This window comes from Streptomyces sp. NPDC006283, from assembly GCF_040613325.1.
GTDB lineage: Bacteria > Actinomycetota > Actinomycetes > Streptomycetales > Streptomycetaceae > Streptomyces.
Genome location: NZ_JBEXRZ010000229.1, coordinates 1 through 11,519, shown reverse-complemented (window position 1 = coordinate 11,519; position 11,519 = coordinate 1). Strand labels below are relative to the sequence as shown.

General features: G+C 72.3%; 9 protein-coding genes. 8 read left to right on the top strand and 1 reads right to left on the bottom strand.

The features are described 5' to 3' along the window. Window positions 1-126: 126 nt before the first annotated feature. Entirely contained in the window at window positions 127-1,593 is a 1,467-nt protein-coding gene (locus ABZ070_RS31055; RefSeq protein WP_356638663.1) for an SDR family NAD(P)-dependent oxidoreductase, read from the bottom strand. Window positions 1,594-2,083: 490 nt separating this feature from the next. On the opposite strand from ABZ070_RS31055, the gene ABZ070_RS31050 reads away from it, so the two are divergent. The 8 genes from ABZ070_RS31050 (at window position 2,084) to ABZ070_RS31015 (ending at window position 11,409) form a co-directional block, all read left to right on the top strand. Continuing rightward, window positions 2,084-4,267 carry a hypothetical protein gene (locus tag ABZ070_RS31050; protein WP_356638661.1) on the top strand — a complete coding sequence of 728 codons (2,184 nt, stop codon included), beginning with the start codon at window positions 2,084-2,086 and terminating at the stop codon, window positions 4,265-4,267. A gap of 132 nt (window positions 4,268-4,399) precedes the next feature. Beyond that, window positions 4,400-5,893 (top strand): GT4 family glycosyltransferase PelF, encoded by a 1,494-nt coding sequence (pelF, locus tag ABZ070_RS31045; RefSeq protein WP_356638659.1) that lies wholly within the window; start codon window positions 4,400-4,402, stop codon window positions 5,891-5,893. Next, a complete protein-coding gene (locus ABZ070_RS31040; protein WP_356638658.1) occupies window positions 5,890-7,266 on the top strand; it encodes a hypothetical protein in 1,377 nt (458 codons plus the stop codon). The genes pelF and ABZ070_RS31040 overlap by 4 nt, the downstream gene beginning before the upstream one ends. A gap of 43 nt (window positions 7,267-7,309) precedes the next feature. Continuing rightward, window positions 7,310-8,311 carry an SDR family NAD(P)-dependent oxidoreductase gene (locus ABZ070_RS31035; protein ID WP_356638657.1) on the top strand — a complete coding sequence of 334 codons (1,002 nt, stop codon included), beginning with the start codon at window positions 7,310-7,312 and terminating at the stop codon, window positions 8,309-8,311. A 16-nt stretch (window positions 8,312-8,327) separates the two neighbouring features. Further along, complete coding sequence (locus ABZ070_RS31030; RefSeq protein WP_356638656.1) at window positions 8,328-9,041, top strand: sugar phosphate nucleotidyltransferase; 714 nt, start codon at window positions 8,328-8,330, stop codon at window positions 9,039-9,041. A 6-nt stretch (window positions 9,042-9,047) separates the two neighbouring features. After that, window positions 9,048-9,971: an NAD(P)-dependent oxidoreductase gene (locus ABZ070_RS31025; protein WP_356638655.1), complete on the top strand. Its 924-nt coding sequence runs from the start codon at window positions 9,048-9,050 to the stop codon at window positions 9,969-9,971. Beyond that, on the top strand, window positions 9,968-10,627 hold the full coding sequence (locus tag ABZ070_RS31020; RefSeq protein ID WP_356638654.1) for a spherulation-specific family 4 protein: 660 nt from the start codon (window positions 9,968-9,970) through the stop codon (window positions 10,625-10,627). Before ABZ070_RS31025 ends, ABZ070_RS31020 begins: the two co-directional genes overlap by 4 nt. After that, window positions 10,624-11,409 (top strand): endo alpha-1,4 polygalactosaminidase, encoded by a 786-nt coding sequence (locus tag ABZ070_RS31015; protein WP_356638653.1) that lies wholly within the window; start codon window positions 10,624-10,626, stop codon window positions 11,407-11,409. The genes ABZ070_RS31020 and ABZ070_RS31015 overlap by 4 nt, the downstream gene beginning before the upstream one ends. The last annotated feature ends 110 nt before the right edge of the window (window positions 11,410-11,519 follow it).

The following is an 11,519-nucleotide window of genomic DNA, read 5'->3' as shown; positions in this document are numbered from 1 at the left end:
GGCCACACCGTGTCCTACCCTACACACAACCGGCCGGTGCACCGGTGACGGGTGCACCGGCCGTGAGCATGGCGCGAAGCGGAGGCGTCCTTCTGGGCCGCCGGTTCCCCAGGGCCGCCTTGAGGCCTACCAGTTCGCGGGGGCGTAGTCCTTGAGGAAGCAGCCGTAGAGGTCCTCGCCCTGCTCGCCACGGACGATCGGGTCGTAGACGCGGGCGGCACCGTCGATCAGGTCGAGGGGGGCGTGGAAGCCCGCGTCGGCGAGGCGCATCTTGTCGGGGTGCGGCCGCTCGTCCGTGATCCAGCCGGTGTCGACGGCCGTCATCAGGATGCCGTCCGCCTCGAACATCTCCTGGGCGCTGGTGCGCGTGAGCATGTTCAGCGCCGCCTTGGCCATGTTGGTGTGCGGGTGCCCGGCGCCCTTGTAGCCGCGGCTGAAGACACCCTCCATGGCGGAGACGTTGACGACGTACTTCCGCTTGCCCTGGGCCGCGGACATCGCCGGCCGGAGCCGGCTGATCAGGATGAACGGCGCGGTGGAGTTGCAGAGTTGCACCTCCAGCAGCTCCACCGGGTCGACCTCGGAGACCGTCTGGATCCAGCTGTTGGTGTCGTGCAGATCGGGCACCAGGCCGCCGGCGTCGATGGCCGTGCCGGCCGCGATGCGCTCCAAGGAAGCGGAACCGCTCACGAGGGCGAGGTCGGTGACGTCCTGCGCGGTGAGACCCTCGCCGCCGGAGGACGGCAGCGCGGCCACGGAGTCGACGGCGCCGCTGCCGAAGGTACCGATGACCTGGGCCGGCGGCAGCTCTCCGGCGGGCAGCGGAGCCGACTCGGCGGCGACCAGCTCGCGGTACGCCTGCGGGGAGCGGCGGACCGTCTGGGCCGCGTTGTTGATCAGGATGTCCAGCGGGCCCTCGGCGGCCACGGAGTCCGCGAGGGCCACGACCTGAGCCGGGTCCCGCAGGTCGATGCCGACGATCTTGAGCCGGTGGATCCACTCGTCGCTGTCCGGCATCGCCTTGAATCGACGGATGGCGTCGTTGGGGAACCGGGTGGTGATGGTGGTGTGGGCACCGTCACGGAGCAGCCGCAGCGCGATGTACATGCCGATCTTGGCGCGTCCGCCGGTGAGCAGGGCGCGCTTGCCGGACAGGTCGGCGCGGGCGTCGCGGCGTGCGCGGTTCTCCGTCGCGCACGACTGGCACAGCTGGTGGTAGAACGCGTCGACCTCGACGTAGCGGGACTTGCAGATGTAGCAGGACCGCGGGCGCTGGAGTATCCCCGCGATCTCGCCGAGGGCGGAGGACGACGGAAGCACGCCCTGCGTCTCGTCGTCGATCCGGGCGGCGGAACCGGTCGCCGTCGCCTCGGTGACGGCCTTGTCGTGCGCCGTCTTGGCGGCCCGGCGCTCTTGGCGGCGGCGCTGCTTCACCGTCCGGTAGATACCGGCGGTGGCGCGACGCACCATGATCGCGTCGGGGTGGTCGACCTCGAGCTTGTCGAGCTCCTCGAGCACGCTCAGGCAGACGGCCAGCCGCTCCGGGTCGATGCCCGGCCCGTAGGCCACCGGGCTGTCCTCTGTCACCGTCATTGCTGGTTGCCGTTCCTCGATCACTCGAATGCCGCGTTTCAAAAGCACGACTTTACTGAGTGTTGGGGGGTCGACCAAATGACGGGCGTCACCTTTGGGCGGCCGGGCTTATTACGGGGCACCGCGTGCGATCCGTCACTGCTCGGCAGGCGTGGCCGGATTGTGTGAGTCGGTGGCACGCGAACAGTCGGCAGACTGGTCTGGACCTCTGGTGGCCAAATTGGGCGGGTGAGGGCTTACGCCGCACGCCACCTGCGCCGCACGGGTGCGTGAGCGGCGGTTTCCGTCGCCCCGGCAGCCGGCCCCACAGCCCCCTTCCCCGCATCCGTTTTGCGCCAGGTTTCACATTGTCCACACACAATCGGCGGATCACGCCCCACTATGTGATCCGACAGGAGACGTGGACGGTCGCCTTATCGATCGGACCACTTCAGGGGGGGTGGGGCATGCCGGATGGGGGTCCGGCATGCCCTACCGGGGAGGGACCACATTGAGGCGTACCGTCCGCACCGCCGCGCTCGCCGGCGCAGGCTCGCTGTTGCTCGCGCTCGCCACGCCGCCTTCGGCGGGGGCCGCGCCGGCACCGACGCCCCGGATCGATCTGCGGGTGCTCGTCGTCGACGACGGAGGACCTGCCGTCGACGCGATCGCCGCCGAACTGGGCAGCGCCGGAACTCCGTTCACGCGCGTCGATCTCCGGGAGGCGGACCGTCCCGAGATCCAAGCCGGCTTCCTCGCCGACACCGTCGACGGGCGGCCGCGCGCCAAGTACCAGGCGGTGGTGCTGCCCAGCGACAGCCCGGCCGGCATGGCGGCGGCCGAGCTCACAGCTCTGGCCTCGTACGAGCAGAGGTTCGCGATCCCGCAGGTGGACGCCTACACCTATGCCCGCCCCGAGGTGGGTCTGGACCACCCGGTGAACGGCGGGTACAGCGGTTCGCTGGACGGCGTCCGGGCGGCCGTGACCGCCGCGGGCAAGGCGGGCCCGTTCGGCTATCTCGACGGCCCCGTGCCGTTCGAGGACAACTCGACCTCGGTGGGCGAGAGTTACGCACACGTAGCACGGCCGGCGGCTGGTGCCGACTTCACCAGCTACGTGGACGCCCCCGTGCCGGGTTCCGCCGAGCGCGGCTCCCTCGTCGGCGAGTACCGGCACGACGGCCGTCGGGAGCTGGTGGTCACCTTCGTCTACAACCAGTACCAGCAGCAGTTCCGGCTGCTGGCCCGGGGCATCGTCGACTGGATGACCCAGGGCGTCCGTGTCGGCGCGGCCCGCCACTACTTCGCCGTGCACATCGACGACGTGTTCGCCGCCGACGACCGCTGGGACAGCGAGCTCAACTGCACACCGGGCGACGTCGACTGCCCTCCTGACCAGGGCGAACCCGATCCCATCCGGATGACGGCCACCGACGCCCGGTACGCGGCGCAGTGGTCGGCCGCCAAGGGCTTCACCCTGGACATGGTCTTCAACGGGGGCGGCAGCGAACTGTTCAAGGAGGAGAACGGCGGCAGCGACCCGCTCGCGCAGCAGCTCGTTGCCGACAGGGGCGCCTTCCGCTGGGTCAACCACACGTACAACCATCCCTTCCTCGGCTGCCTGCAGGACGTCAGCACCGTCCCGTGGACCTGCGCGAAGAACGCCGACGGCACGGTGAAGTACGCGAGCCGCAGTGAGATCTCCGCCCAGATCTCCGACAACCGGGCGTGGGGCCGCCGCGCCGGACTGCCGCTCAGGGACGACGAGTTGGTGACCGGTGAGCACTCCGGGCTGAAGATCCTGCCGCAGCAGCCGGACGACAATCCCCACCTCGCGGCCGCGCTCTCGGACAACGCCGTCGCCTCGCTCGCCTCCGACAACTCCCGCGACCCCCAGCAGCGCCGGGTCGGGCCCGCCCTCACCGTCCCCCGGTATCCCATGAACGTCTTCTACAACGCCGGCCGGACCGCCGAGCAGATCGACGAGTACAACTGGATCTACACCAGGACGGCGGACGGCGGCAGCGGCATCTGCGAGATCTCCTCCGTCTCGACCTGCCTCGACGAGCCGCTGGACGCCGCCACGGGATACGCCGAGCATGTGGTGCCGCTGGAGGCGCGCATCGCGCTCGGCCATGTGCTGGCGGGTGACCCGCGGCCCCACTTCGTCCACCAGTCCAACCTGGCGGAGGACCGCATCGCCTACCCGGTGCTCGACCGTGTCCTCGCCGACTACGCGGCGCTGTACGCGGACAGCACCCCGCTGGTGAACCTGCGCCAGCGCGACATCGGCGCGGAGCTGCGCGACCGGGCGGCGTGGCGCGCCGCCGTCGCTTCCGGCCAGGTGAGCGCGTACCGCATCGGCGGCACGGTGACCGTGCGGGCTCCCGCGGGAGTGCGCGTCACGGCCACGATGCCCACCGGGACGCGGCAGAACCAGCTGCTGGGTACCACTGCCTTCGGCAGCGCCTACGCCGGTTCGCTCGTGGGCTGGGTCTCGCCCGGACTGCTCCAGGACCGGGTGACGCTCGCGCTGCCGGCCGCGTCCGCGGCGGCGCCGGCCGTTGCGGACGCGTCGGTGACCGGGCCGGTTCCGGCGCCGGCCCCGAGGCTGCCGCTGCCGCGAGGGGTGCGCGAGCGGGTGGCGTACGGAGTCACGGATCACGGGATGCCGGACAGCCGCGTCACCGGCTGAGGCGGGACTCCGCCCGCGTCGGGCCGGGACTCCGCCTCCTCGCGGCCACCGGCTGGGGCGGCGCGGGACGCCGCCCGTACGACACGAACCCTCGCCCAACCGCATCGTCATGACCCACGGGGGAAGTTCCGCATGGCCAGATCGCTCAGCCCGCCGCGCCCCGGCGCGCCTCAGGTCACCCTCCTCACCGAAGGCACCTATCCGCACAGCCACGGCGGGGTGAGCGTCTGGTGCGACCAGCTCGTGCGCGGCATGCCCGACGTCGACTTCCGGATCACGGCGGTGACCGGCACCGGTCGCGAGCCCGTGGCATGGGAGCTGCCGCCCCACGTGTCGGGGCCGGTGTCCGTGCCCATGTGGGGTCCGCCGCCGGCGGGCCGGCCGCCCCGCCGCGCACGGCTGCGGCGGCTCATGGACGTCTACGAACGGTTCCTGACCGCTCTTCTCGACCCGTCGGCCGAGGCCGCATTCGGACCCGCGCTGAGCGAACTGGCCCGCGCGGCCCGTGACGGTGTGCTCGCGCCGGCGCTGCGCACCGACCGCGCCGTGCGCGTTCTGGTGGACATCTGGACCCGGCGCGACCTTCCGGTGTCCGCTGCGCGGCCCACGGTGCACGACGCGTTGACCGCCACGGATCTGCTCGAGCACGCGCTCCGGCCGCTCGCGGCCGCCCCTCCGGCCGACGGGGTCGCACACGCCGTCAGCGGAGGCATCGCGGCACTGCCCGGCCTGGTGGGCGCACGGGAGCACGGTGTTCCGCTGCTGCTCACCGAGCACGGCGTATATCTGCGGGAACGTTACCTCGGCTATCGCACCGGCCCCTACCCCTGGCCGGTGAAGGCTCTGCTGCTCGGCTTCTTCCGGCTGCTGGCCGAGGAGACGTACCGGGTCGCCGCTCTCGTCACCCCGGGCAACCGGTACAACCGCCTGTGGGAGGAACGCGGGGGCGCCGATCCGGCTCTGATACGCACCGTCTACAACGGCGTCGACCCGGCCGCCTTTCCACCCGCCGGGCCGGAGCCAACGCTGCCGACGCTGAGCTGGGCGGGACGGGTCGACCCGATCAAGGACCTGCAGACGCTGATACGGGCGTTCGCGCTCGTACGCGAGGAGATTCCGGAGGCGCGGCTGCGGCTCTTCGGGGGCACGCCGCACGGCGGGGAGGCGTATCGAAAGGGCTGCGAGGCGCTCGCCGCCGAGCTCGGGCACGGCGAAGCCGTGCGGTTCGAGGGCCGGGTGGACGACATCAGGGACGCGTACGCGGCGGGCAACGTGGTGATGCTGTCGAGCATCAGCGAGGGTTTTCCGTTCACGCTGATAGAAGCCATGTCCTGCGGGCGCGCCACGGTCTCCACGGACGTCGGCGGCGTGCGGGAGGCCGTCGGGCACTGCGGTCTGGTCGTACCGCCGCGCGAGCCGGAGGCGATGGCCCGCGCGGCGCTCGAGCTGCTGCGCGATCCGCAGCGAAGAGCGGCGCTGGGCGAAGGGGCGCGGCTGCGGGTGATCGAGCAGTTCACCTTGCGGCAAACCGTCGACACCTTCCGTTCCGTCTACCTCGAACTGGCCCCGGGTACACGACAGTCCATGACCGTCCCCCGCCCCGTACCCGCGGAGGCCACCGCATGAGCGGCCCGCTGCGGCTGGTCCCCGGCGACGGTGACGCGCTCCCCTTCTTATCCGCTCCGCGCCCCCGGCCGCGCGGCCGCACCCGGCCGAGCTGGGCGGCGGACCCGATCGACGACCTGGCCGAGCGGCTCGTGGAGCCGATCGCGTCGGCCGTCCATCCGTACGAGGTCGCGGCCCTGCTGGAGTCCGACGGGCTGACGGGTGAACAGATCCGGGAACGCTACGACCGCCCCGACCTGTTCGCACTCGCCGAGGACCTGTACGCGCGGGTGCCCCGCCACTATCCACGGCCCCTGGCCGTGCCCGACCCCTGGCGCGCCGATCCCGTCCGCTGCGCGTTGCGGGGCCTGGTCTTCGCCATGCCGGGACTGGCCTACGTGCTGGGCGCCGGGCTGTGGCAGGGTGCCGCCGGCGTCGCGGGACTCGTCGCGTCCGGGCTCGCCGCCTGGGCATGGAACCAGGCGCTCGGGCACCGCGCCCATGTGCGGCTCGGTACCGACGGGACGTCAGCCGCCGCGCGGACCCTGGCGCTGGGTGCGCCTTCGGGGGCTCTGGTGGCGTCGCTCGTCGGACTGGCCGTCACGGGGCCCGGCGCCGGGGCCGTGTTCGCCGCCGGGCAGTGCTGCTATCTGGCCGCGGCGACCGTGTTGCTCGTCCTGGGCCGTGAGCGTGTCCTGCTGGCCGCGCTGCTGCCCGTCGCCGCCGGTGCCGCGACCGTGCCCGTGGTCAGGCCGCCCGTGCCCTTGGCCGTGGCGCTGCTGCTCGCCACGGTGGTCGCCGCCGCGGTGGCGGCCTGGCACACGGTGCGCGGCGCGTTCCGTTCCTCCCCGCCCGCCGGCGGGGACCGGAGCGGGCTGCTGCGCTCCCTTCCGTACGGCGTCTTCGGCCTTGCCGCGGGTGTGCTCGCCGCGCTCACCGGGGCGGACGACGCCGGCCTGGTGGTGCTCCTCACCCTCAGCATGGGCTTCGCCGAGTGGCTCCTGTACCGGTACCGCTCGCTGGCACTGACCGCGCTGCGCGGCAGCGTCGGCATACGCCACTTCGCGCTGCGCGCGACCAGGGCGCTGGCCCTGTGCCTCGGGGCGTACATGGCCTGCCTGGCGATCGTCGCGCCGGCCCTCGGCGCCGGGCTCGCCGCCGTGCTCTCCCTGCTCGCGCTGGGGGCGGTGCTGTGGACGGCGCTGCTGCTCCAGGCGTTCTCCGCGGCATGGGTCCCGGCTCTGGTGACGCTTCTCGCCGCCGCGGCGGAGGCGGGTGCGGCGGGCGCCGGCCTGCCGGCCGATCCCGTCCGACTCGTCTGCCGCTCCGCGGCCGCGGTCGTCCTGGTCGTCACCGCGGTGCGGCAGCTCGGCCGGCCAACCGCACACCGCTGACAACACGTCCCACTCATCGACATCCACCACAGGAGTCTTCCTCGTGACACCGAACACGCTGGTCGCCGTCACCGGGGCAGAGGGTTTCATCGGTTCGCATCTGACCGAGACCCTCGTCGCCGCGGGGTACCGGGTCCGCGCCATGGCGCAGTACAACTCGTTCTCGTCCTACGGCTGGCTGGAGACCCTCGCCCCCGACGTGCTCGACCAGGTCGAGATCGTCCTCGGCGACGTCCGCGACCCCGGCTCCGTCCGGCAGCTCGTGGAGGGCGCGGAGGCGGTCTACCACCTCGCCGCCCTCATCGCGATCCCGTACTCCTACCAGGCACCGCACAGTTACGTGGACACGAATGTCACGGGCACGCTCAACGTCCTCGAGTCGGTGCGCCGGCTCGGCGTCCCCCGGCTGGTGCACACCTCCACCAGCGAGACGTACGGCACCGCTCGGACCGTGCCGATCACCGAGGACCACCCGATCAACACCCAGTCGCCGTACGCGGCGTCGAAGGCGGGCGGCGACCGGCTCGCCGACAGCTACCACGCCAGCTTCGACACCCCGGTGGTGACGCTGCGGCCGTTCAACACGTTCGGACCGCGCCAGTCCATGCGGGCGGTCATCCCGACCGTCATCGGACAGGTCGCGGCGGGCGAACGGACCATCACGCTCGGGGACCTGCGCCCCACCCGCGACTTCCTCTACGTCAAGGACACGGCGCGCGCCTTTCTCGCGGTGGGCACCGCGCCGGCGGAGGCCGTCGTCGGCCGCACCTTCAACGCCGGCACCGGCGGCGAGATCTCGGTCGGCGACATCACCTCGCTCATCGGCAAGCTGATGGGCGTCGAACTCGAGGTGCGGGAGGACGAGCAGCGCATCAGGCCGGCGGCCTCCGAGGTGATGCGCCTGGTCGCCGACGCCTCCCGGCTGCGCGCCGCGACCGGCTGGGCGCCCGAGTACGGGCTGGAGCACGGCCTCGGCCGGACCATCGACTTCTTCCGCAGCCCGGCCAACCTGGCCCGCTACAAGACCGGCATCTACAACATCTGACGGACAGGGGAAGCCCATGCACGCAGTGATACTCGCCGGAGGCAAGGGTGTCCGGCTCCGCCCGTACACCACGGCACTGCCCAAGCCACTGGTGCCCATCGGGGACCAGCACGCGATCCTGGAGATCGTGCTGCGGCAGCTCGCCGCAGCCGGCTTCACCAGCTGCACCATCGCGATCGGGCATCTCGGCCACATCATCCGCGCCTACGTCGGCAACGGCTCCCAGTGGGGCATGCGCGTCGGCTACTCCACGGAGGACAGCCCGCTCGGCACGATGGGCCCGCTGCTCACGATGATGGACCGGCTTCCGGAAACCTTCCTCGTGATGAACGGGGACATCCTCACGGACCTGGACTACGGGGACGTGCTGACCCGGCACACCGCCTCCGGCGCGCCACTGACGGTGGCCACGTACGCGCGCAAGGTCGCGATCGACTTCGGCGTACTCACCACGGAGGCGGGCCGGGTCACCGGCTTCGCGGAGAAACCGAGCATGGACTACCGCGTCTCCATGGGCGTGTACGGCCTGAGCAGGGAGACCCTCGCCGGGTACACGCCGGGGCTGCCGCTCGGATTCGACGAACTGATGCTGGACCTTCTAAAGGCGGACCGCCCGCCGCACGCCTACGAGTTCGACGGCTACTGGCTCGACATCGGCCGGCCCGACGACTACGACCGGGCGAACGCCGAGTTCACCACCCACCGCGGCCTGCTGCTCAAGGGAGCGTGAGCGCCCGTGCGCATCCTCCTGCTCGGGGCCACCGGATTCCTCGGCAGCGCGACCGCCGAGCGGCTGCGCGAACTGCCGGGCGCGCGGCTGCTGCTCGGCGGCCGGGCTCCGGCTTCGGACCTGGAAATCGATCTGACCGCGGGCCCTGAGCAGCTCTCGCACGCGCTGCGCCGTGCGGCGCCCGACGCGGTCGTCAACTGCGCGGGGCTGGTGGCAGGCAGCGCCGTACAGATGACGGACGTCAACGCCCGGGGCCCTGCCGCCCTGTCCGAGGCGATGCGGGACACCGTGCCGGCCGCTCGTCTGGTCCATCTCGGGTCAGCGGCCGAGTACGGCCCTTCGGCAGACGGCGAGCCCCTCGCCGAGTCGGCCGCCACCCGGCCGCTCGGCCCCTACGGTGCGACGAAGCTGGCGGGGACGGTCGCCGTCACCGCTTCCGGCGTCGACTCCGTGGTGTTGCGGGTCTTCAACCCCGTCGGCCCCGGCGCCCCGGCGTCGGGGCTGCCGGGGCGGCTCGCCGCGGAGCTGTGGCGGGCCGGCGAGCAGGGCACGATCCGGGTGGGGGACCTGTCGGCGTACCGCGACTTCGTCGACGTACGGGACGTCGCCGACGCCGTCGCGGCCGCGGCCGTCGCCGACGGCCCGCTGCCTCCGATCCTCAACGTCGGAAGCGGACGGCCGACCCGGGTCCGGGAGCTGGCCGTTCTTCTGGTGCGGGCAGCCAAGTTCGCCGGGCGGCTCGAGGAGGCCGGCGGCGGCTCCGCCCGTTCCGCCGCCGTGCTGTGGCAGTCGGCCGACATCTCGGCGGCCCGCGCCGTGCTCGGTTGGCGGCCGCGCCGCGAACTGGCGCGGTCCGTGGCCGATCTGTGGCAGTCGTCGTCCCCCGCTCCGGTTGCCGGGCCCGTCCGCGCGGTGAACGGCCCGGCATGAAACTGCTCGTCCCCCTGTACGTCCACCCTTCCGTCGACCCGGCCGCCTGGCGGACCCTCGTCGACCGCGCTCCTGTTCTGTACGGCGTGGTGCTCAACGCCGCCGACGGCCCGGGCCGCACACCCGACGCCGCATTCGCCCGGGCCGCCCGGGAGCTGCGCTCGGCAGGCGTACGGGTCCTCGGATACGTGGACACCGACTACGGGCGCCGTTCCGCGCGCGCCGTGGCGGCCGACTACGAGCGGCACCGGGCCTGGTACGACACGGACGGGTTCTTCCTCGACCAGGTCGCCCCCGACCAGGCCGGTGTGCGCCACTACCGGCGGCTCGCCCGGACGGCCAGGGCCCACGGCGGGGCCACGCTCGCGCTCAACCCGGGCGTGCATCCGGCTCCCGGCTACGCGTCGTTCGCCGATCTGCTCGTCACCTTCGAGGGCGGCTGGGAGGCGTATCGCACGGCTCCGGCCGCGCCACCGTGGACCAGGGGGCATCCGCCGGGAGCGTTCTGCCATCTCGTGCACGGCGTGCCGAGCGGGCTCTCGGGCCTCGCGGCCCGTACGGCCGAGCTGCGCGGGGCCGCGGTGCACTGCGCCGTCACGGGCCACGGGCCCAACCCGTGGTCGTCGCTGCCCCCCGCGCTGCGCAACGCGTCATGAACGGCCGACCGCGTGCGGTGGCCGCCGTTCTGACGCTGCTGCTGCTCGCCGCCTGCACGGCACCGGGCGGCGGCGAGTCGAAACGGCGCTGGAGTCCGCGGCCCGGCACGGCCTGGCAGTGGCAGCTCGACGGGCCGATCGACCACGGCGTCGACGTACCGGTCTACGACATCGACGGCTTCGAGAACGACGCGGCGACCGTGCGCCGGCTGCACCGTGAAGGACGCAGAGTCATCTGCTACATCAACGTGGGAGCCTGGGAGGACTTCCGCCCCGACGCCGGCCGCTTCCCGAGGTCCGTCCTGGGGAAGCCCAACGGCTGGGCGGGCGAGCGCTGGCTGGACATCCGTCGACTCGACGTACTGCGGCCGCTGATGACCGCACGCATGGAGCTGTGCCGTGAGCGGGGCTTCGACGCCGTCGAACCGGATCTGCTCGACGGCTACGTCAACGACACCGGCTTCGCGCTGACCGACGCCCATCAGCTCGCCTACAACCGCATGATCGCGCGCCTGGCCCATGAGCGCGGTCTGTCCGTCGGGCTCAAGAACGACCTCGGTCAGGTGCCGGAACTGGTCGACGAATTCGACTTCGCGGTGAACGAGGAGTGCGCACAGTACGGCGACTGCGCGTCGCTCACCCCGTTCGTGGAGGCGGGCAAAGCGGTTCTCCACGTCGAGTACGCGCTCGCGCTGGAACGCTTCTGCGGTCAGGCCGGGCGGCGCGGCTTCAGCTCCATGCGCAAGAAGCTCGACCTCGGGGCGTGGCGCCGGCCCTGCTGACGAAAGACCGCGGGCCGGCCGCCGTACGGACGAGGAGAGTGGGACAGCCGATGCGGTCCCACTCCTGCGCAAAGGAACGCTGAGCATTGTCCATCAGACAACGGACCATC